Annotated in this window: 18 protein-coding genes and 2 rRNA genes; 17 read left to right on the top strand and 3 right to left on the bottom strand. The window is 69.2% G+C overall.

The features are described from left to right. The first annotated feature begins 83 nt into the window (after positions 1-83). From OG956_RS15415 to OG956_RS15365, 11 genes are all read left to right on the top strand, one after another. Positions 84-3206 (top strand): 23S ribosomal RNA (locus OG956_RS15415). Positions 3207-3292: 86 nt separating this feature from the next. Then, positions 3293-3409: ribosomal RNA gene (gene rrf / locus OG956_RS15410) — 5S ribosomal RNA — on the top strand. A gap of 60 nt (positions 3410-3469) precedes the next feature. Next, positions 3470-4114: an HAD family hydrolase gene (locus OG956_RS15405; protein WP_330338544.1), complete on the top strand. Its 645-nt coding sequence runs from the start codon at positions 3470-3472 to the stop codon at positions 4112-4114. Positions 4115-4207: 93 nt separating this feature from the next. After that, on the top strand, positions 4208-4945 hold the full coding sequence (locus OG956_RS15400; protein ID WP_330338543.1) for a VC0807 family protein: 738 nt from the start codon (positions 4208-4210) through the stop codon (positions 4943-4945). 115 nt (positions 4946-5060) lie between these two features. Then, complete coding sequence (locus tag OG956_RS15395) at positions 5061-6287, top strand: MFS transporter (protein ID WP_330338542.1); 1227 nt, start codon at positions 5061-5063, stop codon at positions 6285-6287. Further along, positions 6238-7410, top strand: coding sequence for an acetoin utilization protein AcuC (locus OG956_RS15390; RefSeq protein ID WP_330338541.1), 1173 nt, complete (start codon positions 6238-6240; stop codon positions 7408-7410). The genes OG956_RS15395 and OG956_RS15390 overlap by 50 nt, the downstream gene beginning before the upstream one ends. Positions 7411-7533: 123 nt before the next feature. After that, positions 7534-8349, top strand: coding sequence for a phosphatase (locus tag OG956_RS15385; RefSeq protein ID WP_330338540.1), 816 nt, complete (start codon positions 7534-7536; stop codon positions 8347-8349). 129 nt (positions 8350-8478) lie between these two features. Next, entirely contained in the window at positions 8479-8691 is a 213-nt protein-coding gene (locus OG956_RS15380; protein WP_121791081.1) for a helix-turn-helix domain-containing protein, read from the top strand. Between the two features lie 147 nt (positions 8692-8838). After that, the gene (locus OG956_RS15375) at positions 8839-8937 is read left to right on the top strand and encodes a 30S ribosomal protein bS22 (protein WP_003948845.1); all 99 of its coding nucleotides are present in this window, start codon (positions 8839-8841) and stop codon (positions 8935-8937) included. A 189-nt stretch (positions 8938-9126) separates the two neighbouring features. Further along, positions 9127-10188 (top strand): NAD-dependent epimerase/dehydratase family protein, encoded by a 1062-nt coding sequence (locus OG956_RS15370; protein ID WP_330338539.1) that lies wholly within the window; start codon positions 9127-9129, stop codon positions 10186-10188. Positions 10189-10202: 14 nt separating this feature from the next. Continuing rightward, complete coding sequence (locus OG956_RS15365; RefSeq protein ID WP_330338538.1) at positions 10203-11276, top strand: lysophospholipid acyltransferase family protein; 1074 nt, start codon at positions 10203-10205, stop codon at positions 11274-11276. A 216-nt stretch (positions 11277-11492) separates the two neighbouring features. Here the strand turns inward: OG956_RS15365 and OG956_RS15360 are convergent, their stop codons facing one another. The 3 genes from OG956_RS15360 to OG956_RS15350 all read right to left on the bottom strand — a co-directional run bounded on the left by OG956_RS15360 (position 11493) and on the right by OG956_RS15350 (position 15022). Then, on the bottom strand, positions 11493-12719 hold the full coding sequence (locus tag OG956_RS15360; protein ID WP_330338537.1) for a DUF5667 domain-containing protein: 1227 nt from the start codon (positions 12717-12719) through the stop codon (positions 11493-11495). 236 nt (positions 12720-12955) lie between these two features. Further along, positions 12956-13732, bottom strand: coding sequence for an ECF subfamily RNA polymerase sigma factor, BldN family (locus OG956_RS15355; protein ID WP_330338536.1), 777 nt, complete (start codon positions 13730-13732; stop codon positions 12956-12958). Between the two features lie 369 nt (positions 13733-14101). After that, positions 14102-15022, bottom strand: coding sequence for an HAD family hydrolase (locus OG956_RS15350; RefSeq protein WP_330338535.1), 921 nt, complete (start codon positions 15020-15022; stop codon positions 14102-14104). A gap of 127 nt (positions 15023-15149) precedes the next feature. On the opposite strand from OG956_RS15350, the gene OG956_RS15345 reads away from it, so the two are divergent. From OG956_RS15345 to OG956_RS15320, 6 genes are all read left to right on the top strand, one after another. Beyond that, positions 15150-15431 carry a glutaredoxin family protein gene (locus tag OG956_RS15345; protein WP_330338534.1) on the top strand — a complete coding sequence of 94 codons (282 nt, stop codon included), beginning with the start codon at positions 15150-15152 and terminating at the stop codon, positions 15429-15431. A 280-nt stretch (positions 15432-15711) separates the two neighbouring features. Beyond that, complete coding sequence (locus OG956_RS15340) at positions 15712-16476, top strand: redox-sensing transcriptional repressor Rex (RefSeq protein WP_330338533.1); 765 nt, start codon at positions 15712-15714, stop codon at positions 16474-16476. Continuing rightward, positions 16473-18149, top strand: coding sequence for a glutamyl-tRNA reductase (locus tag OG956_RS15335; RefSeq protein ID WP_330338532.1), 1677 nt, complete (start codon positions 16473-16475; stop codon positions 18147-18149). The genes OG956_RS15340 and OG956_RS15335 overlap by 4 nt, the downstream gene beginning before the upstream one ends. Next, complete coding sequence (hemC, locus tag OG956_RS15330; protein ID WP_330338531.1) at positions 18146-19141, top strand: hydroxymethylbilane synthase; 996 nt, start codon at positions 18146-18148, stop codon at positions 19139-19141. Before OG956_RS15335 ends, hemC begins: the two co-directional genes overlap by 4 nt. Continuing rightward, a complete protein-coding gene (locus OG956_RS15325; protein ID WP_330338530.1) occupies positions 19138-20850 on the top strand; it encodes a uroporphyrinogen-III synthase in 1713 nt (570 codons plus the stop codon). The genes hemC and OG956_RS15325 overlap by 4 nt, the downstream gene beginning before the upstream one ends. Positions 20851-21041: 191 nt before the next feature. Continuing rightward, the gene (locus OG956_RS15320) at positions 21042-24617 is read left to right on the top strand and encodes a DEAD/DEAH box helicase family protein (protein WP_330338529.1); all 3576 of its coding nucleotides are present in this window, start codon (positions 21042-21044) and stop codon (positions 24615-24617) included. Positions 24618-24631: the final 14 nt, after the last annotated feature.

Raw genomic sequence — 24631 nt, 5'->3', positions numbered from 1 at the left:
CCCAGTGAACTCGAACCGGTTGGTTCGGGGTGGTGGGTGGCTGGTCGTTGTTTGAGAACTGCACAGTGGACGCGAGCATCTGTGGCCAAGTTTTTAAGGGCGCACGGTGGATGCCTTGGCACCAGGAACCGATGAAGGACGTGGGAGGCCGCGATAGTCCCCGGGGAGTCGTCAACCAGGCTTTGATCCGGGGGTTTCCGAATGGGGAAACCCGGCAGTCGTCATGGGCTGTCACCCATACCTGAACACATAGGGTATGTGGAGGGAACGCGGGGAAGTGAAACATCTCAGTACCCGCAGGAAGAGAAAACAACCGTGATTCCGGGAGTAGTGGCGAGCGAAACCGGATGAGGCCAAACCGTATGCGTGTGAGACCCGGCAGGGGTTGCGTATGCGGGGTTGTGGGATCTCTCTTCCACGGTCTGCCGGCCGTGGGACGAGTCAGAAACCGTTGATGTAGGCGAAGGACATGCGAAAGGTCCGGCGTAGAGGGTAAGACCCCCGTAGTCGAAACGTCAGCGGCTCGTTTGAGAGACACCCAAGTAGCACGGGGCCCGAGAAATCCCGTGTGAATCTGGCGGGACCACCCGCTAAGCCTAAATATTCCCTGGTGACCGATAGCGGATAGTACCGTGAGGGAATGGTGAAAAGTACCCCGGGAGGGGAGTGAAATAGTACCTGAAACCGTGTGCCTACAAGCCGTGGGAGCGTCGGAAGCACTTCGGTGCTTCTCGTGACTGCGTGCCTTTTGAAGAATGAGCCTGCGAGTTTGCGGTGTGTTGCGAGGTTAACCCGGGTGGGGAAGCCGTAGCGAAAGCGAGTCCGAACAGGGCGCTGTAGTAGCACGCTCAAGACCCGAAGCGGAGTGATCTAGCCATGGGCAGGTTGAAGCGGAGGTAAGACTTCGTGGAGGACCGAACCCACCAGGGTTGAAAACCTGGGGGATGACCTGTGGTTAGGGGTGAAAGGCCAATCAAACTCCGTGATAGCTGGTTCTCCCCGAAATGCATTTAGGTGCAGCGTCGTGTGTTTCTTGCCGGAGGTAGAGCACTGGATAGGCGATGGGCCCTACCGGGTTACTGACCTTAGCCAAACTCCGAATGCCGGTAAGTGAGAGCGCGGCAGTGAGACTGTGGGGGATAAGCTCCATGGTCGAGAGGGAAACAGCCCAGAGCATCGACTAAGGCCCCTAAGCGTACGCTAAGTGGGAAAGGATGTGGAGTCGCACAGACAACCAGGAGGTTGGCTTAGAAGCAGCCACCCTTGAAAGAGTGCGTAATAGCTCACTGGTCAAGTGATTCCGCGCCGACAATGTAGCGGGGCTCAAGCGTACCGCCGAAGTCGTGTCATTCGTGCATATAGCCCTAACGGGTGCACGGATGGGTAGGGGAGCGTCGTCTGCCGGGTGAAGCAGCACCGGAAGGTAGTTGTGGACGGTTGACGAGTGAGAATGCAGGCATGAGTAGCGATACAAACGTGAGAAACGTTTGCGCCGATTGACTAAGGGTTCCTGGGTCAAGCTGATCTGCCCAGGGTAAGTCGGGACCTAAGGCGAGGCCGACAGGCGTAGTCGATGGATAACCGGTTGATATTCCGGTACCCGCTGTGAAGCGTCAAACATCGAATCCAGTGATGCTAAGCCCGTGAAGCCGCCGGGGCGCGTCTTTGACGTGTCTCGGAGTGGTGGAGCCGGTGACCCGAGCTGGTAGTAGGTGAGTGATGGGGTGACGCAGGAAGGTAGTCCATCCCGGGCGGTGGTTGTCCCGGGGTAAGGGTGTAGCCCGAGTGGTAGGCAAATCCGCCACTCATGCAGGGTGAGACCTGATGCCGAGCCGATTGTGGTGAAGTGGATGATCCTATGCTGTCGAGAAAAGCCTCTAGCGAGTTTCATGGCGGCCCGTACCCTAAACCGACTCAGGTGGTCAGGTAGAGAATACCGAGGCGTTCGGGTGAACTATGGTTAAGGAACTCGGCAAAATGCCCCCGTAACTTCGGGAGAAGGGGGGCCAGTCCTGGTGATCGGTCTTGCACCGTGAGCTGGGGGTGGCCGCAGAGACCAGCGAGAAGCGACTGTTTACTAAAAACACAGGTCCGTGCGAAGCCGTAAGGCGATGTATACGGACTGACGCCTGCCCGGTGCTGGAACGTTAAGGGGACCGGTTAGCTCACTTTCGGGTGGGCGAAGCTGAGAACTTAAGCGCCAGTAAACGGCGGTGGTAACTATAACCATCCTAAGGTAGCGAAATTCCTTGTCGGGTAAGTTCCGACCTGCACGAATGGCGTAACGACTTCTCGACTGTCTCAACCATAGGCCCGGTGAAATTGCACTACGAGTAAAGATGCTCGTTTCGCGCAGCAGGACGGAAAGACCCCGGGACCTTTACTACAGTTTGATATTGGTGTTCGGTTCGGCTTGTGTAGGATAGCTGGGAGACTGTGAAGCATGCACGCCAGTGTGTGTGGAGTCGTCGTTGAAATACCAGTCTGGTCGTGCTGGATGTCTAACCTGGGTCCGTGATCCGGATCAGGGACAGTGTCTGATGGGTAGTTTAACTGGGGCGGTTGCCTCCTAAAGGGTAACGGAGGCGCCCAAAGGTTCCCTCAGCCTGGTTGGCAATCAGGTGTTGAGTGTAAGTGCACAAGGGAGCTTGACTGTGAGACCGACGGGTCGAGCAGGGACGAAAGTCGGGACTAGTGATCCGGCGGTGGCTTGTGGAAGCGCCGTCGCTCAACGGATAAAAGGTACCCCGGGGATAACAGGCTGATCTTCCCCAAGAGTCCATATCGACGGGATGGTTTGGCACCTCGATGTCGGCTCGTCGCATCCTGGGGCTGGAGTCGGTCCCAAGGGTTGGGCTGTTCGCCCATTAAAGCGGTACGCGAGCTGGGTTTAGAACGTCGTGAGACAGTTCGGTCCCTATCCGCTGTGCGCGTAGGAGTCTTGAGAAGGGCTGTCCCTAGTACGAGAGGACCGGGACGGACGAACCTCTGGTGTGCCAGTTGTTCTGCCAAGGGCATGGCTGGTTGGCTACGTTCGGGAGGGATAACCGCTGAAAGCATCTAAGCGGGAAGCCTGCTTCGAGATGAGGACTCCCACCCACTTGATGGGGTAAGGCTCCCAGTAGACGACTGGGTTGATAGGCCGGATCTGGAAGCACGGTAACGTGTGGAGGTGACCGGTACTAATAGGCCGAGGGCTTGTCCTCAGTTGCTCGCGTCCACTGTGTTGGTTCTGAAACCACGAACAGCCCCGCCCGGTGAGGGTGGTGCGGCGTTCACAGTTTCATAGTGTTTCGGTGGTCATAGCGTGAGGGAAACGCCCGGTTACATTCCGAACCCGGAAGCTAAGCCTTACAGCGCCGATGGTACTGCAGGGGGGACCCTGTGGGAGAGTAGGACGCCGCCGAACAATTCTTGGGAAAGGCCCACGCCGCACGGCGTGGGCCTTTCTGCGTTTATGCTCGCAGGTATGCGCCATGACCTTGTCATCTTCGACAACGACGGGGTGCTCGTCGACAGCGAGCCCATATCCAACCGGCATCTGGCCGCCTATCTGACCGAGCTGGGGCACCCGACGTCGTACGAGGACTCCATCCGGGACTACATGGGCTCGGCGATGCACCGGATCCATGAGCTCGTCCTGGAGCGGACGGGGCAGCGGCTGCCGGACGACTTCGACGACGTCTTCCACGCGCGCGTGTTCGCCGCGTTCGAGCGTGAACTGCAGCCCGTGGAGGGCGTGGCCGGGGTACTCGAGAAGCTGGCTGCGGACGGAGTGCCGTACTGCGTGGCCTCGTCGGGGAGTCATGCGCGGATCCGGGTCGGGCACCGTACGACCGGGCTCGACCGGTGGTTCCCTCAGGAGCGGATCTTCAGCTCCGAGGATGTGGGGCGCGGGAAGCCGGCGCCGGATCTCTTCCTGTACGCCGCGCAGCGGATGGGGGTGGCGCCCGGGCGGTGCCTGGTCGTGGAGGACTCTCCGCTGGGCGTGCAGGCGGCCGTGGCCGCCGGGATGACCGTCTACGGGTTCACCGCGATGACGCCGGCGGAGAAGCTCGCAGGAGCCGACCAACTCTTCTCCTCCATGGGAGAGTTGGCTGACCTGCTGGTTTGACGGAAGCCATCGTCCGGCGCCTGACAATTGTCATGCGGACGTCCGGACGATCGTTTCTACAGGCGGACCCCCTGCCGGGGCGAAGCTTGGGGCATGACGAAGAACACGGGGGCCCAGGGCCGGAGCGAGCAGCAGGACAGGAAGCCGAACCTGCGGGACAACTTCAGGCCGCTGATACTGGACGTGGCGGTGCCGCTCGCGTCGTACTACCTCTTCAAGGACGCCTTCGGGATGAGTACCTTCGCGGCGCTCGCCTGGAGCAGTGTGGTTCCGGCGGCGCGGACCGTGTGGGCCGTGGCGAAGGAGCGGCGGGTCAACGGCCTGGCCGGACTGATCCTGGTCGTCAACGTCGTCTCCCTGCTGCTGAGTTTCGTCTCCGGCGACCCGCGGCTGATGCTCGCCAAGGACAGCGCGGTCAGCAGCACCGTCGGCATCGGCATCCTGGTGTCCGTGTGGCTGGGCAAGCCGATGATGACCGCCGGTATGAAGCCGTTCCTCGTGAAGGGCGACGAGGCCAGGGAGGCGGCATGGCAGCGGCTGGTCTCCGGGCAGTCTGCGCGGTCCGCCGCCTTCCGGCACAAGGAGAGCGTCTTCTCCGTCGTCTGGGGTGGGGCACTCCTCCTGGAGTGCGTCAGCAGGGCCCTGGGCGCGTACACCATCCCCGTGGACACGATGGTGTGGCTGGGCACCGTCTTCCTGATCGGCTTCATGGCGGTCGCGTTCGTCGTCAGCGGCGGCCTGGCCGTCGAGCCGATGGAGAAGATGCTGGCCGCGGAGGTCGAGGCCGCCGACGGGAAAGCGCACCTGGCCGAGGTGCCCCTCGCCGCCTGACGGGACGCGAAGCAAAGCCGGACGAGAAGCGACGCCGGACGAGAGACAAAGCTGAAGGAAATTCATCTTCGGCTGGATCTACCCACAGGTAGCCACGAGCCCTACGCTCGCCGCCATGACTGATGTGCTGCGGCGCGGCAGGGCCTCGCTGGCGTTCAGCTTCTTCGCGCAGGGCGCCACCTTCGCCCTCCTGGTGACGCGCATCCCGGCCATCCAGGACCGGTACGGCGTCTCCGACGCGCTGCTGCCGGCCTTCCTGGCCGCGGTGCCGATCCTCGCCGGCGCCGGCAGTGTGACCACCGAGCAGCTCGTGAAGCGGATCCGCCCCAGCCGGCTGCTGCGCTGGTCCCAGCCGGTCGTGCTGCTGGCGCTGCTCGGCGCCGGGGCGGGCGGGCACATCGCCGAGCTGGCGGTGGCGCTGGGCGCGTTCGGGCTGGCCGTGGGCGCGCTGGACGCCTCCATGAACATGCTCGGGGTCAGTCTCCAGCGGTCGTACGGGCGCAGCATCATGCTCAGCTTCCACGCCGCGTACAGCCTGGGCGGGATCCTCGGCGCCTCGCTGGCCTGGGTGGGCGCGCACTGGCATCTCGCGCTGTGGGTGTCGTACCTGCCGGTGGTGGCCGTCCTGCTGCCGGCGGCGCTCGTGGGCAGCCGGTGGTACGTCGACGGGGATCCGGCGCCCGTGGAGGAGCGGGGCGCCGACGGGGGAGGCGTCGTCTTCAAGCTGCTGCTTCCGCTGTGCCTGGTGATGACCTTCGCCTACATCGGGGACTCGACCGTCTCCAACTGGAGCGCGAAGTATCTGAAGGACGTCCTGGGCAGCTCGGAGCAGCTGGCGACGGTGCCGTACAACGTGTACATGGTGACCACGCTGCTCGGGCGGGCCATCGGGGACTTCGGGGTGCGGCGGTTCGGGGCCGTGGCGGTCGTACGGCTCGGGACGCTGGTGGCGGCCGGCGGGTTCGCGGTGGTGGCCTCGGCGCCCGGGGCGTGGGCGGGGATGCTCGGGTTCACGCTGGTGGGCCTCGGGCTGTGCGTGCTGGTGCCGCAGACGTTCGCCGCGGCGGGGCGGCACGCTTTTGACCATCACGGCCCCGGGGCTTCGGACGCGGCCATCGCGCGGCTGAACATCTTCAATTACGTGGGTTTTCTGATCGGTTCGCCGTTGGTGGGGGCGCTGGGGGGCGCCTGGAGCTATCGGGGGGCCATGCTGGTGCCGATGGTGTTGGTGCTGGTGACGTTGGTGTACGCCAGGTCGTTCGCCGCTCAACCGGACCGATACGGTGGCGGGCATGAGCGGCCGCGCACAGCTGATGTGGGACGAGGCAGTAACGGGCTATGACTTCGGCCCGGACCATCCGATGGATCCGGTCCGGCTGGCACTGACCCGGAAACTGGTGGGCGCCTTCGGGCTCGACCGGGAGATGGAGGTCGTCGCGGCCAAGCCGGCCGGGGAGTCGACGCTGCGGCTGGTCCACCGGGAGGACTACATCGACGCCGTGAAGGCCGCGTCGGCGGATCCGGCGGCGGCGGACGGGTCGTACGGGCTGGGGACGATCGACGACCCCGCCTTCGCCGGGATGCACGAGGTGTCCGCGCTGATCGCCGGGCAGTCGGTGGGGGCGGCGGAGGCGGTGTGGCGCGGGGACGCCGATCACGCCGTGAACTTCGCGGGCGGTCTGCACCATGCGATGCCGGGCGGGGCGTCGGGGTTCTGCGTCTACAACGACGCCTCGCTGGCCATCGCGCGGCTGCTGGAGCTGGGGGCCGAGCGGGTCGCCTACGTGGACGTCGACGTGCACCACGGGGACGGGGTGCAGGCGGCGTTCTGGGAGGACCCGCGGGTCCTGACGATCTCGCTGCACGAGCATCCCCGTACGTTGTTCCCGCAGACCGGGTGGCCCGAGGAGACCGGGGCCGGGGCGGGGGAGGGGGCCGCGGTGAACGTGGCGCTGCCGGCGGGCACCGGGGACGCGGGGTGGGTGCGGGCGTTCCACGCGGTGGTGCCGGAACTGCTCGCGGACTTCCGGCCGCAGGTGCTGGTGTCGCAGCACGGGGCCGACACGCACTTCGAGGATCCGCTCGCGCATCTCGCCGTGTCGCTGGACGCGCAGCGGACGGTGCAGGTGGCGTGCCATGAGCTGGCGCACGAGTACGCCGGGGGCAAGTGGGTGGCGCTCGGCGGCGGCGGGTACGCGGTGGTCGACGTCGTCCCGCGGTCCTGGACGCATCTGGTGGGGATCGCGGCGGGGCGGCCGATCGCTCCGGAGACGGTGATCCCGGAAGGGTGGCGGCAGGAGGTGTTCGCCCGCACCCGGCAGCTGGGGCCGCAGCGGATGACCGACGGGCGGTGGCCGGTGAGCTGGGCCCCGTGGGAGGCGGGTTACGACCCCGCGGACCGGGTCGACCAGGCGGTACGGGCCACTCGCGGGGCGGTGTTTCCCTTGCGGGGGCTTCTTCCCTGAAGACAGCCGGAAGGCCGCCACGAGGGCCGTAGCGTGCCGGGAGGCGTCGGCGCGTAGGCCAACCGTGCGGACTTGCCCCGTTCCCGCCCCGCCTCCGCCCTTCGGTGCGGCACCATCGCTTCCGTGGTGACCGGCGGAGCTTTACGCGCGCATCTGCTGGCTGTCCGGCTTGCCGGGGAGGTGGGGACCTCCCGGGAGGACAGTCTGCGGAGTTATCGGCTGTTCGCCGCCCGGGACCCCCGGGTGCTGATCGGGATCGATCCCGAAGGGGCCTGGGGACAGCGGAACTTGCTGGAGCTGATGGCGGAGAAGTGCGGGGTCTCGGCCGATCCCCGGCACACGTCGGGTCCGGACGTGATCGACCCGGAGCGTACGCTCGCGGCGCTGGACGCCTTCGCGGCGCGGATCGGTGAGGTCGCGAGGCGGGGCGGGCCGGTGCTGTTCGGGACCGGGCATCCGCGGCCGCTGCTCGGGTTCTACGCCGGCCTGGCGGACGCGCTGTCGGCGGCGGGGTGTGACGTGCTCACCCCCGCGCAGGGTCGCTGTGTCGACATATTGACCCGGTTCGGCCTACGCACGTGCGCACTGGACTACGCACGCGGAGTCGGGCTGGTGCGGGAAACCGGCGGCGGGCGCCCCGGTTGTGAGCCGGGCGTGCACTGCCATTCACCGCTCCCGGTTCGGGTCGTGCTGGAGGCCGCCGCGGAGGGCGGAGGGCCGTTGCCGGAGCTGGTCGTCGGTGATCACGGCTGGGTCTGCGGTGCTGGTCAGCTGGGGTTCGAGGCCATCGGGCTCGCCGACACCGACGATCCGGCGCTGTTCGTGGGGGAGGCGGAGGGGCGCGTGTCCGTCGTCGTTCCGGTTGATGACGGCGTGCGATCCGAGTACTACGGGCCGCTCACCCGCTACGTACTCAAACGAGCGTGTCTGTCACAGTAGGCCTGCGATGGGTGCACCTCTTCCCCACTTGCATCACCCGCCCCTACATTGGGGAGTGAGCACGCAGCGACGAAGAGTCACCGGAAGGGGAAGCCGGTGGCCGTCGAGTGCGGAAGGTTCAGGTGTGTCATGGCTGCAGCTGGCGAGAGGCCTCTGAACGAGGTTCAGTTCCTTACCGTGGCGGAGGTCGCCTCGGTGATGCGAGTGTCCAAGATGACCGTGTACCGGCTGGTGCACAGCGGTCATCTGCCCGCGATCCGGGTGGGGCGGTCCTTCCGCGTCCCGGAACAGGCGGTACACGAGTACCTCCGTGACAGCTATGTGGGGGTGGAGACAGCCTGACGGCAACTGCAGGGTGACCCCGGGGTGACCCGGGGCGCCCCCCTCGATTACGACCTTGGCGCTCGGTTGGGTAGGCTAGCCCCTCGTAGGTCGTGTGGGCCCATGGCGCCCAAACAACCGAGTGATGAGAAGTGAGCGAGGGTAGTCGTGGGCTCTGTTATCAAGAAGCGGCGCAAGCGGATGGCCAAGAAGAAGCACCGCAAGCTGCTCAAGCGCACGCGCGTTCAGCGTCGCAACAAGAAGTAAGCGGCGTCGCGAGAGCGTGTCCCTGTGGCCCCCCATCCACATCGGTGGGGGGCCACAGCCGTATCCCGGGGTACTCGTCATCCTCCGATGAGTGAATTTCCGTCACTTCGTGCATCGGGCGGTCATCACAGCGCAACGTCCACCCGCTAGGTTGGCCGTACGCATCACGTACGAGGGAAGGCGCTGATCTTGGGAAAGGTCGTGCTCGTCACCGGGGTGGCCCGGCAGCTGGGCGGCCGGTTCGTACGGCGGATCCAGCGGGACCCGGAGGTCGCCCGGGTGATCGCCGTGGACGCGGTGCCGCCGGCGCACCATCTGGGCGGGGCGGACTTCATCCAGGCCGACATCCGGCAGCCGGGGATCGCCCGGGTGCTCGCCGAGACGGGTGCGGACACGGTCGTCCACATGGACGTGACGGGCACGGCGCTGGGCAGCGGGAACCGCGCCACCGTCAAGGAGACCAACGTCATCGGCACCATGCAGCTGCTCGGCGCCTGCCAGAAGTCGCCCACCGTGAAGCGGCTGGTGGTGAAGTCCAGCACCAACGTCTACGGCTCGGCGCCGCGCGATCCGGCCGTGTTCACCGAGACGACCCCGCCGAAGTCGCTGCCGAGCGGGGGCTTCGCGAAGGACGCCGTCGAGGTCGAGGGCTATGTGCGCGGCTTCGCCCGGCGGCGGCCGGACGTGGCCGTGTGTGTGCTGCGGTTCGCCAACATCCTCGGGCCGAGCGCCGACACGCCGCTCGCCTCCTACTTCGCGCTGCCGGTGCTGCCGACCGTGTTCGGCTACGACCCGCGGCTGCAGTTCGTGCACGAGGACGACGTCATCGAGGTGCTCAGGATCGCCTCGCACGAGCCGCGCCGGGGCACCCTCAACAGCGGCACGTTCAACATCGCCGGTGACGGGGTGCTGCTGCTCTCGCAGTGCTCGCGGCGGCTCGGGCGGCCGACGGTGCCGCTGCTGCTGCCCGCGGTCACCTGGGCGGGTTCGCTGGTGCGTACGCTCGGTATGACGGACTTCTCGCCGGAACAGATCCGGCTGCTCACCCACGGGCGGGTGGTGGACACGGTCCAGATGCGCGAGACGCTGGGCTTCACGCCCAAGTACACGACGGCGGAGACGTTCGCGGACTTCGCCCGCGGCCAGGGCCCCGGCCTGGTGCCGCCTCAGGCCCTCGCGGGGGCCGTCGACCGGATCGCCGCTCTCGCCGCGAAGGCGGGCGGCCACCCGCAGACGCACAGCGCCAACTGAGGAGCGCAGCAACGATGGCGGACGCCAAGGTCATTCCGTTCGACGACGACCGGTCACGGGGAAGCGCCGTGCAGCGCCCGGCGCGGCGCCGGAGCGCGGGCAGCCGGCGCGGTGGGCTCGCCGAGACCGGGGAGATGGGCGAGGTCCAGCCCCTGCCGGGCCGGGGCGGTGTGCGGGAGGATGGGCCCGTGAGCCGCGAGGAGGGTCCTGGGGAGCCGCAGGAGCGGCCGGGCGGCGCCGGGCAGGGCGGCGGCCTGGAGCGCCGGGTGGCGGCCGGGCTGGCCTTTCTGCGGCGCCGGCTGACCGGGGACTACGACGTCGACGACTTCGGTTACGACGCGGAGCTGACCGACCAGGTCCTGATGTCGCTGCTGCGGCCGGTGTACGAGAAGTACTTCCGGGTCGACGTGAAGGGCATCGAGAACATCCCGGCGGACGGCGGGGCGCTGATCGTCGCGAACCACTCCGGGACGCTGCCGCTGGACGGGCTGATGATGCAGGTCGCCGTGCACGACCACCATCCGGCCGACCGTCATCTGCGGCTGCTGGCGGCCGACTTGGTGTTCGTGCTGCCGGTGGTCAACGAGCTGGCGCGCAAGCTGGGGCACACCCTCGCCTGCGCGGAGGACGCCGAGCGGCTGCTGGCCCAGGGCGAGCTGGTCGGGGTGATGCCCGAGGGGTTCAAGGGCATCGGGAAACCTTTCAGCGAGCGGTACAAGCTGCAGCGGTTCGGGCGGGGCGGCTTCGTGTCGACCGCGCTGCGGCAGGGCGTGCCGATCATCCCGTGCTCGATCGTGGGGGCGGAGGAGATCTACCCCATGATCGGCAACGCGAAGACGCTGGCACGGGTTCTGGGCTTCCCGTACTTCCCGCTGACGCCGACGTTCCCGTGGCTCGGACCGCTCGGGGCGATCCCCTTGCCGACCAAGTGGACGATCCAGTTCGGCGAGCCGATCCCGACCGACGGGTATCCGCCGGAGGCGGCCGAGGACCCGATGCTGATGTTCAACCTGACCGATCAGGTACGGGAGCAGATCCAGCACACGCTGTACAAGCTGCTGGTGCAGCGGAGGTCGGTGTTCTTCTGAGACGTGCCGGGGAGGGGGTCGGCGGACGGAGTCCGGCGCAGCCGTGCGAAGCCCGCGGAGCGGTGCGAGGGCGGCAGACGGGAGGGGCCAAGCTGCTGGTGCAGCGGAGGTCGGTGTTCTTCTGAGACGTGCCGTTGAGCCACGCAAGTGCCCGTGTACGGCAGCGGGGGCGCCCCGCTCGGATGGGGCGCCCCCGCTGCCGTGACCGGTCCGGCGTCAGTGTGCGTCCTGGCCCTCGATGCCCAGGCCCGGCAGGAGGCCGGGGAGGAGCGGGGGGAGGGTGACGTCGGGGGCGGTGGCCGGCGGTTTGCTCGTGGACGGGGCGCTGCTGCCCGTGCTGGTCTTGGGCGGCTCCAGCAGGCCCCCCGTGTCGCCGCCGAGCAGGCCCTCGCCGCTGCTGCCGGTGGCCGTGCCGCTGGGGTCGCCGGTGCGTGCGTGCCTGCCGGAGGACGGGGTGGAGCCGGAGGAGCTGGGCGCGGTCGAGCGGTGGCCGCCGGAGGAGCCCGAGGACGACGGGCCGGAGCCCGGCTGCTTGTCGTCGCCGCCCTGGGCGGGCGGCTGCGGCAGCAGGGACTGCAGCGGGGCGACCTCCTGGTCTATGGCGTCGAACACCGACGACACCTGCTGTTTGACGTCCCCGAGCTGCACCGGCAGCTTGTCGCTGAGCGCGCTCCAGGCCTGGCGGTGGGAGCGGGAGAACGTGGACAGCGCCTGGATCGGGCCGAGGGAGTTCGGGTCGGCCTCGTACGCCTCGTGGAGCAGGCGGTGGCCCTCGGTGACGTCGTGCTGCATGCCGGAGAGCGTGCGGCGGATCTCGCCGATGGACTCGTGGTCGAGGTGGCCGCCGCGGCCGCGCTCCAGCAGCCGGCGGGCCTCGTTGAGCCGGGTGGAGGCCTGGTCGAGGTAGGTCTGGCCGCGGGCGTCGTCGCCGTCGGTCAGATAGTTGAGCTTGAAGTCCTCGATCCCGCGTTTGAGGCCGTAGAGGGAGTCACCGGGCAGGGCGTTGGAACTGGCGGCGGCGACTCCGCCGAAGGCTCCCGCGGCCACGCCGACGCTGAGCCCGCCGGCGGCGAGACCCTTGGTCAGCCGCGAGCGCGGGCGGAGCTTGCCCAGCGACGTCGCCCGGTGTGCGCCCCGGCCGCGTGAGCGCTGTTCGGGTACCGACGCGTCCGCCCCCGTGCCTTCCTGGAGCATGGCCTCCATCGCGGCCACCAGCTGCGCCCGCTGCACGACCTTGACCTCGGGGTCGAGCTGCGGCTTGGGCAGCGCGCCGAGGCCCGCGGCCAGGGCCAGCAGCTCGCCCTGCTCCGGCTGTTCCTCGGCGGTCGGCGGAGAACCCGCCGGGCTCACGGCCTGCTCGGCCGCCGTGTCCCGGTCGGACTGCTCCTCCAGGGCCTGGGCGAAGGCGTTCGCCCGCCGGTGCGCCGATACGTTCGCGATCACTGGCGGCACCTCCTCTCGTCATGACGGTCGACTCCCCAGGGGGTCCTGAGGGTTGCACGCCCGCGACCACTTGCACACGATCGAGCGATCAGGTCGGCCAGAACGTGACCACAGGGAGCCTGTATCCCGCACAACGACTGGCGCGGCACTTCGGTTACGGATGCCGGGCGCCCGGATCGAAATGGCAACCCGCTTTCACGGAGCGTGAGTTGAGCGTTGCTCAGGGTGGCGGACGGTCAGCGGGCGTCGTCCGGAAGGAGCCGGGCGAGGGTGCGCACGGCGCGGTACTGGAGGGTCTTGATGGCGCCCTCGTTCTTGCCCATGACACGGGCGGTCTCGGCGACCGAGAGGCCCTGGAGGAAGCGGAGGGTCACGCACTCCTGCTGCTGCGGGTTGAGCCGGCGTACGGCGTCCAGCAGCGCGGCGTTCGACAGGGACTCCAGGACCGAGTCCTCCGGGGAGCGCTCGACCTCGTTGGCGTCGAGCATCTCGCCGGTGGTGACCTCCAGCCGGAAGCGGCTGGACTTGAAGTGGTCGGCGACCAGGTTCCGGGCGATGGTCACCAGCCAGGCCCCGAAGTCGCGGCCCTGCCAGGTGAAGGTGCCGATCCGGCGCAGGGCGCGCAGAAAGGTCTCGCTGGTCAGGTCCTCGGCGGTGGCCCGGCCGCCCACGCGGTAGTAGATGTACCGGTACACCGTGTCGCTGTACTGGTCGTACAGCCGGCCGAAGGCCTCGGCCTCGCCGGCCTGGGCGCGCTCGACCAGGTCCATCATCCGGGCGCTGTCGCTGTCCGCGGCCGGGCGGCGGGCGGTGGCGGCGCCGGCCGAGCGCCCTCGTCTGCCCACGGCGGCGCTGCCCTCGGCCAGTGCGTAGCACGGGCCGACGGGCGCGGCGGCGAAGGCGGGGACGGCGTACGCGGTGGGGACGAGGCCGCGCAGCGTCTCTTTGACCGTTGCGACTGTTGCGCGCAGCGTAGCCAGGCCCGAGGCGTCAACCCCGACGTGTGGGTACACGGGACTCCCAGAGGCAGAGCTTCCATCACGTGCAGTGCGGGACCGTTCACCCGTCGTAGCGACGGCGAGGTACCGGTTTGCGTCTGAGGAGAATAACGCTTCGTACAGGCCCTGCTACACCGAGTTGCTCAAATCGTCGATTGCGTCGCTTCTGTTACCGATTGACGCCTCATCAAGTGCCGCAGTGTGATCGATTCCTGACCGATATTCGGCCGGTTTCGGTGAAGTCCAGGGCGTGTTGAAATGGCCGCGGCATAATCCGAGCGCGCGGCGCGGTCGCGGGGCTGTGTTGATGTGCGGCTCCGCCGCGTGGGCGCGACCAGCCCGCGACCGGTCGGCACTGACCCGCGCCCGGCGGCCGGCCCCTGCTTATCGACGCCGCCGGCTCAACGCGATCGCCGCCGCGGTGCCACCGGCGACCGCGCCGACCCCGGCCGCCGCCGGGATCCCGACCTTCGCCGCCTTGCGCCCGGTGCGGTAGTCGCGCAGCCGCCAGTCCTTCTCGCGGGCGTGCTTGCGCAGCTTGGCGTCGGGGTTGATGGCGTAGGGGTGCCCCACGAGGGAGAGCATCGGGATGTCGTTGTGGCTGTCGCTGTAGGCGGCGCAGCGGGAGAGGTCGAGCCCCTCGGCCGCGGCCAGCGCGCGCACCGCCTCCGCCTTCGCCGGCCCGTGCAGCGGCTCGCCCACCAGCCGGCCCGTGTAGACGCCGTCGACGGACTCCGCCACCGTGCCCAGCGCGCCGGTCAGGCCCAGGCGGCGGGCGATCACCTGGGCGATCTCCACCGGGGCCGCCGTGACCAGCCACACCTTCTGCCCGGCGTCCAGGTGGGCCTGGGCCAGGGCGCGGGTGCCGGGCCAGATGCGGTCGGCCATGTACTCGTCGTAGATCTCCTCGCCGATCGACTCCAGCTCGGCGACCCGGTGGCCCTTGACGATCGACAGCGCGGAGTCGCGGGCGTCCTGCATGTGCTCGGGGTCCTCGACGCCGGCCAGCCGGAACCAGGCCTGCTGCCAGGCGAACTTGGCGAGGTCGCGCGTCTCGAAGAACTTCCGCTTGTACAGGCCCCGGCCGAAGTGGAACAGCGCGGCGCCCTGCATGACGGTGTTGTCGAGGTCGAAGAAGGCGGCCGCCTTGTCGTCGCCGATCACCGGGAACTCCGGCTCCGTCTGCTGCGCCGGCGGGGCTTCCCGCGAGGACTTGCGGGCAGCCTCCGCCGAGGCCTCGCCTGCCAACACGCTGCGCGCCGTGGCGGAGCGCCTACGGGGAGTGAGCCATCCGAGAGCGGCCATGGCGTGAGCATAGCCAGTTCGTAGGGCCGATCCGTCGGTGGACAGGTTGGGTGTGTGTGAACTCTCCGCGACCGAGTCGTTAAAGAGCCGGTCCGAAGCGGGCGCGGCGCGAGCGAGAATGGCCGGTATGAGTCCTCTTTTCCGGCGCAAGGCCGACCCCGCCGACCCTCGTGACCGGCTCGTCACCCTGATCCGCAAGCCCGGCTGCCATCTGTGCGACGACGCGCAGGCGGTGATCGAGAAGGTGTGCGGGGAACTCGGGGTGCCCTGGGAGGGCAAGGACATCACCGAGGACCGGGCGCTGCACGACCGGTACTGGGAGCAGATCCCGGTCGTCCTGATCGACGGCGAGCAGCACACCTTCTGGCGCGTGAACGAGGAGCGGCTCCGTCGCGCACTGACCGACTAGTCCAAAGAGGCGGGAAAGTCGCTTAGGATCGACGGCGGTCTGATCTCGGGGGCGGGATTCGTGAGGAGAGTGTGCGGTTTTGCCCCCAGTAACGAAGGGACGCCGGTGTGTATGCACCGGTTCCGGCCACGGGCGTGAAAGCTGCGTGACCCCGGTCACTTCTGCCGGGCAAATCGGACACCATCTTTGTGCACGCGTTCACAAAGACATAGCCTGCTGTCGACGGGGCGGTCTGGGGACGTATGACCGCCTGCAGCCCCGCTCTACCCGCAGGAGCACCGTGGCAACTGGCCGAACACACCGACCGGCGACCCGCAGCCGAGGGATTCCCGAGGCCACCGTCGCCCGGCTTCCGCTGTACCTCCGAGCCCTCACCGCGCTGTCGGAGCGCTCGGTGCCCACGGTCTCCTCCGAGGAGCTGGCCGCGGCGGCGGGAGTCAACTCCGCCAAGCTGCGCAAGGACTTCTCGTACCTCGGGTCGTACGGAACGCGCGGTGTCGGCTACGACGTCGAGTATCTCGTCTACCAGATCTCCCGCGAACTCGGCCTCACCCAGGACTGGCCGGTCGTCATCGTCGGCATCGGCAACCTGGGCGCAGCCCTCGCCGGCTACGGCGGTTTCGCCTCCCGCGGCTTCCGGGTCGCCGCGCTCATCGACGCCGACCCCGCCCTGACCGGCAAGCCGGTCGCGGGCATCCCCGTGCAGCACTCCGACGACCTCGAGAAGATCATCAAGGACAACGGGGTCTCCATCGGCGTCATCGCCACCCCCGCCGGCGTCGCCCAGCAGGTCTGCGACCGGCTCGTGGCCGCCGGGGTCACCTCCATCCTGAACTTCGCGCCGACCGTGCTGTCCGTCCCGGACGGCGTCGACGTGCGCAAGGTCGACCTCTCGATCGAACTGCAGATCCTCGCCTTCCACGAGCAGCGCAAGGCCGGCGAGGAGACCGCGGCCGGCGACGTCGGCTCGGTGCCCGCCACCGCCCGCGACGCCTCCGGCGACCAGGGACCCGACGGGGACGTGCCCGCCGTGATGCCGGCATGAGTCTCCTCGTCGTCGGACTGAGTCACCGCAGCGCGCCGGTCAGCGTGCTGGAGCGGGCCGCGCTGAGCTCGGACGCCCAGATCAAGCTGCTGCAGGACACGGTCGCCGCCGAGCCGGCCACCGAGGCCGCGGTGCTCGCCACCTGCAACCGCATCGAGCTGTACGCCGACGTGGACAAGTTCCACGCCGGCGTCGCCGAGCTGTCCACGCTGCTCGCCCGGCACAGCGGGGTCGGCCTGGACGAGCTGAGCCCCTATCTGTACGTGCACTACGAGGACCGGGCCGTCCACCACCTGTTCTCGGTGGCCTGCGGCCTGGACTCGATGGTCGTCGGCGAGGGGCAGATCCTCGGCCAGATCAAGGACTCCCTGGCCACCGCCCAGGAGCTGCACACCGCCGGCAAGCTGCTGAACGACCTGTTCCAGCAGGCCCTCAGGGTCGGCAAGCGCGCCCACTCCGAGACCGGCATCGACCGCGCCGGCCAGTCCCTGGTCACCTTCGGCCTGGAGCAGCTGGCCGCCGGCGGCGACGTGCCGGCCTGGGCGTCCGGCCGCAGGGCGCTGGTCATCGGCGCCGGGTCGATGTCCTCGCTGGCCGCCGCCACGCTGGCGCGGGCCGGGGTCGCCGAGGTCGTCGTCGCCAACCGCACCTTCGAGCGCGCCGAGCGGCTCGCACAGATACTCACCGAGGCCGACGACAACGCGGTGGCCGCCCGCGCGGTACGGATGGACGCCGTGCCGGACGAGCTGACACGTGCCGACGTCGTCGTCTCCTGTACCGGGGCGACCGGTCTGGTGCTCACCGCGGAGGCGGTCGCCCACGCCGTCGAGGGCCGCACCGGGCAGCCCGCCGTCGCCCACACCACGGTGCCCGAGGTGAGCGCGAAGACCCCGCTGCCTCCCGCCGGCGCCGACGAGAACTGCCCGCTGGACCTGGCCGCCGTACAGCCCGGCTTCTCCGTCATGGGCGAGGCCGCCGTCGCCGGCATGGACGCGGCCACCCTCGAGCAGCACGCGGCCTGGGTCGCCGGAGGAACGATCGACCGCACGGCCCGCCGCAGCCCCGAGGCCGATGCCGAGCTGATCGCCGCGCTCGCCGCGACCGCCGCCACCGTGGGCCGGATCCCCGAGCGACGCAGGCCGGAGCCGCCGGCCGAGCGCCCGGCGCCCTTCTTCTTCCTTCTCGACCTGGCCATGCCCCGCGACATCGACGCGGCCGTGCACCGGCTGGCCGGGGTGCGGCTGGTGGACATCGAGTCGCTGGCGGAAGCCTCCGCCGACGCTCCGATGGCTGCCGACGTCGACCAGGTCCGGCGTATCGTCTCCGACGAGGTCGCGGCCTTCGGCGCGGCACAGCGGGCGGCGCACATCACACCGACCGTGGTCGCGCTGCGCACCATGGCCGCCGACGTCGTCGCCAGCGAGATCGCTCGGCTCGACGGCCGCCTGCCCGACCTGGACGAACGCCAGCGCGGGGAGATCCGCCAGGCCGTGCACCGGGTCGTCGACAAGCTGCTGCACGCGCCGACCGTACGGGTCAAGCAGCTCGCGGCCGAGCCCGGCGGCGCCGGGTACGCGGACGCGCTGCGCACCCTGTTCGACCTCGACCCCGAGACGGTCGCCGCCGTCTCCCGGGCCGGGGACAGCACAGACGAGAAGGACCGACCGGCATGACTGAGAAGGCACTGAGGCTGGGGACCAGGCGCAGCAAGCTCGCCCTGGCCCAGTCCGGCCAGGTGGCGCAGGCCGTCCGCCGGGTGACCGGTCGGCCCGTGGAGCTGGTCGAGATCACCACGTACGGCGACGTCTCCCGCGAGGCGCTGGCGCAGATCGGCGGCACCGGCGTGTTCGTCACCGCGCTGCGGGACGCGCTGCTCAAGGGCGAGGTCGACTTCGCGGTTCATTCGCTCAAGGACCTCCCGACGGCACAGCCCGAGGAACTGGTCCTGGCCGCCGTACCGGAGCGCGAGGACCCCCGCGACGTGATCGTCGCGCGGGACGCGCTGAAGTTCACGGACCTGCCGCGCGGGGCGCGCATCGGCACCGGCGCGCCGCGCCGCATGGCGCAGCTGAACGCGTACGCCCGCGCGCACGGCCTGGACATAGAGACGGTTCCGATACGCGGCAACGTCGACACCCGCATCCGGTACGTCCGCGACGGCGAACTCGACGCCGTCGTCCTGGCGGCCGCCGGCCTGAACCGGATCGGCCGGATCGACGAGGTGACCGACTTCCTGTCGGTCGACACGGTTCTGCCCGCCCCCGGCCAGGGGGCACTGGCGATCGAGTGCGCCGCGGACGCCGCGGACCTGATCGCCGCGCTCGGCGAACTCGACGACCCGCTCACGCGGGCCGCCGTCACCGCCGAACGGTCACTGCTCGCCGCCCTGGAGGCCGGTTGCAGCGCCCCTGTGGGCGCGCTGGCCGACCTTCCCCCACTCTCGGCTCCGCTCGAGCGGGGGGACCCCCATGCCGACGGGCAGATTGTCAAGGAAATGCGCCTGCGCGGCGTCGTCGGCACCACCGACGGTTCCCGCATGGTGCAGCTGTCCACCACCGGTCCCGTGCCCCAGACGCACGACCAGGCGTGGGCACTCGGTCGCGGCCTCGCCACCGAGATGCTCGCCCAGGGCGCGGCCGGTCTGATGGGGGAGCGAGCACATTGAGCCCCACCGCCCTTCCTGCCGCCGGTCCGGAACACGGGCACGTCACCTTCCTCGGTGCCGGACCCGGAGATCCGGGACTGCTGACTCTGCGCGCCGTGGAGGCGCTGTCGCACGCGGACGTCCTGATCGCCGAGCACGAGGTGCTCGACGTGATCCGGACGCACGCCCGACAGGGCGTCTCCGTGGTCCGGACGGACGCCGACCCCTCTTCGGTCTCGCCGCCTGGCACGGGCACGCCCCAGCTGACGGTCGTTGACGGCACGTCAACACCCGCCGCTGTCCCGGCTGCTGCCCGGGATGCCGCTCATCTTGTCATGGAGGCCGCGCGGGGCGGCAGGCGGGTCGTCCGTGCGGTGTCGGGGGACCCGGGACTCGATACGTACGCGGCCGGGGAAATGCTCGCCTGCGCCGCCGCCGGGGTGCCCTTCGAGGTGGTCCCGGGTGTGGCGGCGGCGGTCGGTGTGCCCGCGTACGCCGGTGTGCCGCTGCGGGACGCCGAGGGCGCCGACGTCCGGTTCGTGGACGCCCGTACGGCCTCGGACCGCTGCTGGACCGAGGTGGGCGCCTCCGACGGCACGGTGGTCGTCTCCACGACCCTGGACTCGGTGGCCGCGGCGGCGGGCGAACTGGTCTCGGCGGGCCGCAAGCCCGACACCCCCCTGACGGTCACCGTCGCCGGCACGACCACCCGCCAGCGCACCTGGGCGGCGACCCTCGGCACGATCGCGCAGACCCTGAAGCAGGCGAAGGTCCTGCCGTCCCCGGACGGCGGCCGGCCGGTCATAGCCGTGGTCGGCGAGCGCAGCGCAGCCGCCCGGCGCGACCAGCTGTCGTGGTTCGAGTCCAAGCCGCTGTTCGGCTGGAAGGTGCTCGTGCCGCGCACGAAGGAGCAGGCGGCGTCGCTCTCCGACCAGCTGCGGTCCTACGGCGCGGTGCCGCACGAGGTCCCGACCATCGCGGTGGAGCCCCCGCGCACCCCGCAGCAGATGGAGCGCGCGGTCAAGGGCCTGGTCACCGGCCGCTACGAGTGGATCGCCTTCACGTCGGTCAACGCGGTGAAGGCGGTACGGGAGAAGTTCGAGGAGTACGGCCTTGACGCTCGGGCTTTTGCGGGTATCAAGGTGGCTGCGGTGGGCGAGCAGACGGCGAAGGCCCTCGTCGCCTTCGGCGTGAAGCCGGACCTGGTGCCGAGCGGCGAGCAGTCCGCGGCCGGCCTCCTGGAGGACTGGCCGCCGTACGACCCGGTCTTCGACCCGATCGACCGCGTCTTCCTGCCGCGCGCCGACATCGCCACGGAGACGCTGGTCGCCGGCCTGATCGAGCTGGGCTGGGAGGTGGACGACGTGACCGCCTACCGGACGGTCCGCGCCTCGCCGCCCCCGGCCGAGACCCGCGAGGCCATCAAGGGCGGCGGCTTCGACGCCGTGCTCTTCACGTCGTCTTCGACGGTCCGGAACCTGGTCGGCATCGCGGGCAAGCCGCACAACGTGACGGTCATCGCCTGCATCGGCCCGGCCACGGCCAAGACGGCCGAGGAACACGGCCTGCGGGTGGACGTGATGGCCCCGGAGCCCTCGGTCCACAAGCTGGCCGAGGCCCTGGCGGAGTTCGGCGCAAAGCGCAGGGCCGCCGCCTTGGAGGCCGGCGACCCGGTGACCCGGCCGAGCGAGCGGAGGCCGGGGGCGCGGAGGCGGCGGTCGACGACGTGAGCCCACGGCGGAGTGCTCCTTAACGGGGCACTCCGCCGCGCTGTTTACCTTGCCTACTGAGCTGGCGTCAGCCATCGAGTGTCATGGGCAATGTGAAGTCCCTTGATCTGCCGGTCCGTTCATGTCATCCTGCAAGGCTTTGCTCGCGACATGACGACCAGTTGTTTGGGGGAAGTATGGTGACGGCGGCGGTGGGGAGCCCGTCCGGCGGGGATGACGAGCAGGTCGCACGTCTCGCTGCGGGCTCGTCGAATTTCGGGCACCTGCTCAAGCACGAGCCGTTGCTGGTGACGCTCGGCTGCGCGGCAGAGTCGTACGTGCACACCGATCCGCACGCGGCCATGGTGAAAACCCGCCTCTTCGGTGAGGTCATGACGCGGCACCTGGTCACGCTCCTCGGACTCACCGTCCCTGGAACCCGGCAGGTCGATCGGATCAACGCGCTCACCAGGGCCGGTGTTCTCGTCCCGCAGGTCCGCGGGTGGTTCGAAGCCGTCCGTACGACGGGGAACCGGGCGGTCCACGAGTACTACGCCAACGTGCGTGAGGCACTCCAGTCCGTCGAGACCTGCTTCCGTCTCGGTGACTGGCTGCACCGTGCCTTGGACCCGTCCGACACCACGCACAGGGTCTTCCTGGCGCCCGCATCGCCCTCGTCCGCGCCTGCGCCTACGACCGCCGCCGACCAGCAGGAGCTGGAGCAGCTCCGCGCCGAGCTGGAGGCGTACCGCCGTCGGCTGGAGGAGGCTCGGCTCCGCTACGACGGCAAGCAGAGCCGCCTGGAACGTGAGCAGGCGGCACGCGCTCAGGCCGAGGCGGAGCTGGCTCGCGCGGAGGCTGAGCGGGCGGCATTGCAGGGCCTGATCGCCGAGTTGAGCGACAAGATCACCGAGCTGACGGCTCCGGCCATGGAGTCCCGTTCAGCCGCCCGCCCGCTGGACGGGGCCTCTCAGCGCGACGAGTTCATCGCCCACGCGCAGAAGGCCGCCCGCCCGCCGATGAGCGAGGCGCAGGTCCGTGCCGAGCTTGACCGCATCCTGGAGAAGGCGGGCTGGGTCGTCCAGGACGACAGCACCAAGGACCTCTTCGCGGGCCGTGGCGTCGCCGTCCGGGAGGTCTCCACCGCCGTCGGACGCGCCGACTACCTCCTCTACGTCGACCAGCGCCTGGTCGGCGTCATAGAGGCCAAGCGGGAGGGCGCCGACTTGGAGGCAGCCATGCAGCAGGCGGCCCGCTACGCCACCGGCCTCACCCGTAGCCAGCAGCTCAGCGCCTGGCGCGCCAGCCTGCCCTTCCGGTACGTCGCCGACGGCAACACCGTGCGCTTCCACAACGCGCTGGACCCGTCCCCTCGCACGCGTGACGTCTTCGCCGTGCACCAGCCGGAGACCATCGCGCGCTGGGTCGAGGAGGCGGAGGCCGACCCGAGCGCGCCGACTCTGCGCGCCCGGATGCGTCGGCTGCCGCAGACCTTCCTCGACCCGGAGCCGCTGCGCCCGGCGCAGCGCAAGGCGATCACGGGTCTGGAGCGCTCCCTGGCCAAGGACGACCCGCGCGCCCTCATCCAGATGGCGACCGGCGCGGGTAAGACGTACACGGTGGTCAGTGAGAGCTACCGGCTGCTCAAGCACGCCGGCGCCAAGCGCATTCTGTTCCTCGTCGACCGCAACAATCTGGGCAGCCAGGCTGCCACGGAGTTCGAGAACTTCGACACCCCGGACGACGGCCGTAAGTTCACCGAGCTGTACGTGGTGCAGCGCCTGGCGGGTGACACCGTGCTGGGCTCGGCTCACGTGGTGGTCTCCACGGTGCAGCGGCTGTGGCTGGCGCTGACGGGCCGCGAGGTCCCGAGCGCCGACAGCGAGGACGCCGCCCTCGACCGCTACGACCTGGTCGACGAGCCGGTGGAGGTCGGCTACAACGCGGACCTGCCGCCGGAGTCCTTCGACCTCATCGTCGTCGACGAGTGCCACCGCTCCATCTACGGCAAGTGGCGCGCGGTGCTCGAATACTTCGACGCCCACCTTGTCGGCCTGACCGCCACCCCGGTCAAGCAGACCTTCGGCTTCTTCTTCCAGAACCTCGTCAGCGAGTACCCGTACGAGCAGGCCGTCGCCGACGGCGTGAACGTCGACTTCGATGTCTTCCGGATCCGTACCGAGCTGGGGGAGAACGGCGGCACGATCCCGGCGGAGACGGTCGTCCCCATGCGCGAGCGCAAGACCCGCCGCGAGCGGTACGAGGAGCTGGAGGAGAACCTGGAGTGGAAGGCGTCCCAGCTGGGACGCCACGTCATCAGCAAGGGCCAGCTCAAGCTCGTCGTCGAGACGTTCCGCAAGCACCTGTTCACGGACATCTTCCCCCCGGTGGGGGACGGGGATGCGCAGCGGTCGCGTACGCACGTGCCCAAGACGCTGATCTTCGCCGTGGACGACAACCACGCCGACGAGATCGTCCAGACGGTCCGGCAGGTGTTCGGGGAGGGCGACGACTTCTGCACGAAGATCACGCACGCGGCCAAGCGGCCCGCCGAGCTGATCAAGGCGTTTCGCAACAGCCCCGAGCTGCGGGTCGCGGTGACCGTCGACATGATCGCCACGGGGACCGACATCCCGCCGCTGGAGTGTGTGTTCTTCCTGCGGGACGTCAAGAGCTGGGCGTACTTCGAGCAGATGAAGGGGCGGGGCTCGCGGACCGTGGACCCGGCGGAGTTCCAGTCGGTGACGCCTGACGCCGAGGTCAAGGAGCGGTTCGTGATCGTCGACGCGGTCGGTGTGACGGACTCGCCCCGTGTGGACGCCCGCCCGCTGGTCCGTGTTTCCGAGCGGAAGATTCCGCTGGAGCGGCTGATGGCGAAGACGGCGGGTCTGGCACTGACGGAAGACGAGGTCGCCACGCTGGCAGGCCGTCTGGCACGACTCGACCGCCAGCTCACGCCTGAGGAACGGGAGGAGATCGAGGAACTCGCCGACCAGCCGCTTCAGGAGATCGTCGGTGGTCTGGTCCGGTCCGTCGACCCCGACCAGCAGGAGAAAGCCCGCCGCATCGGCGGTGAGAAGCAGGTCCGGCAGGACATGCTGGAGGCGCTGAAACCGATCGCCTCCAACCGCGAGCTGCGGGACCGGCTGATGTCCATGCGCCGCGCCCACGACATCGTCATAGACGAGGTCAGCGTGGACGAGGTGAAAGAGGCGCGCGGCATCACGGCGGACGAGCTGGCGATGCGGAAGGTGACCTCCTGGCAGCAGTACATCAAGGAGCATGAGGACGAGATCGCCGCGCTCACCCTCGCGTTCAGCGAGCGCCGGGACCCGAAGGAGGTCTACCGGCGGCTGAAGGACCTCGCCCGCAAGATCGAGCGTCCTCCGTTCCAGTGGACCCCGGCGCGGCTGTACGACGCGTACGTCCAGCTCGGCAAGGCGGCCAAGCATCCCCGGGGCGCGGCCGGCGTGGTCGACCTCGTCGGCCTGCTGCGCTTCGAGCTGGGGTTGGACCAGGAGGTCCGGCCGTACCGGGCGCTGGTGGAGGAGCGGTACGCGGCGTGGCGGGCTCGGCAGGAGCAGGCGGGGGCGATGTTCACCGAGGATCAGGTGTGGTGGCTGGACCGGATCGTGGACGTCATAGCGACGGATGCGGCGATCGAGCCGGATCACTTGAAGGACGTACCCTTCATCGAGCGCGGGGGCGTGGACGGGTTCCTTCGGGAGTTCGGGGCGGACCGGGGGGCTGAGATTTTGGATGAGCTGGGACGGGAGTTGGGTGCGTGAGTAATCCTTCAGGG

The sequence above is a fragment of the Streptomyces sp. NBC_00557 genome, from assembly GCF_036345995.1.
In the GTDB taxonomy this organism is placed as follows: domain Bacteria; phylum Actinomycetota; class Actinomycetes; order Streptomycetales; family Streptomycetaceae; genus Streptomyces.
The sequence above is the reverse complement of the archived record's forward strand: the minus strand, read 5'-3'. Positions and strand labels throughout refer to the sequence as shown.

What these genes read in the sequence shown, in the direction of transcription:
- OG956_RS15405 (WP_330338544.1), top strand. Translation starts at nt 3,470, where the DNA reads ATGCGCCATGACCTTGTCATCTTCGACAACGACGGGGTGCTCGTCGAC.
- OG956_RS15400 (WP_330338543.1), top strand. Translation starts at nt 4,208, where the DNA reads ATGACGAAGAACACGGGGGCCCAGGGCCGGAGCGAGCAGCAGGACAGG.
- OG956_RS15395 (WP_330338542.1), top strand. Translation starts at nt 5,061, where the DNA reads ATGACTGATGTGCTGCGGCGCGGCAGGGCCTCGCTGGCGTTCAGCTTC.
- OG956_RS15390 (WP_330338541.1), top strand. Translation starts at nt 6,238, where the DNA reads ATGAGCGGCCGCGCACAGCTGATGTGGGACGAGGCAGTAACGGGCTAT.
- OG956_RS15380 (WP_121791081.1), top strand. Translation starts at nt 8,479, where the DNA reads ATGGCTGCAGCTGGCGAGAGGCCTCTGAACGAGGTTCAGTTCCTTACC.
- OG956_RS15365 (WP_330338538.1), top strand. Translation starts at nt 10,203, where the DNA reads ATGGCGGACGCCAAGGTCATTCCGTTCGACGACGACCGGTCACGGGGA.
- OG956_RS15350 (WP_330338535.1), bottom strand. Translation starts at nt 15,022, where the DNA reads ATGGCCGCTCTCGGATGGCTCACTCCCCGTAGGCGCTCCGCCACGGCG.
- OG956_RS15345 (WP_330338534.1), top strand. Translation starts at nt 15,150, where the DNA reads ATGAGTCCTCTTTTCCGGCGCAAGGCCGACCCCGCCGACCCTCGTGAC.
- OG956_RS15335 (WP_330338532.1), top strand. Translation starts at nt 16,473, where the DNA reads ATGAGTCTCCTCGTCGTCGGACTGAGTCACCGCAGCGCGCCGGTCAGC.
- hemC (WP_330338531.1), top strand. Translation starts at nt 18,146, where the DNA reads ATGACTGAGAAGGCACTGAGGCTGGGGACCAGGCGCAGCAAGCTCGCC.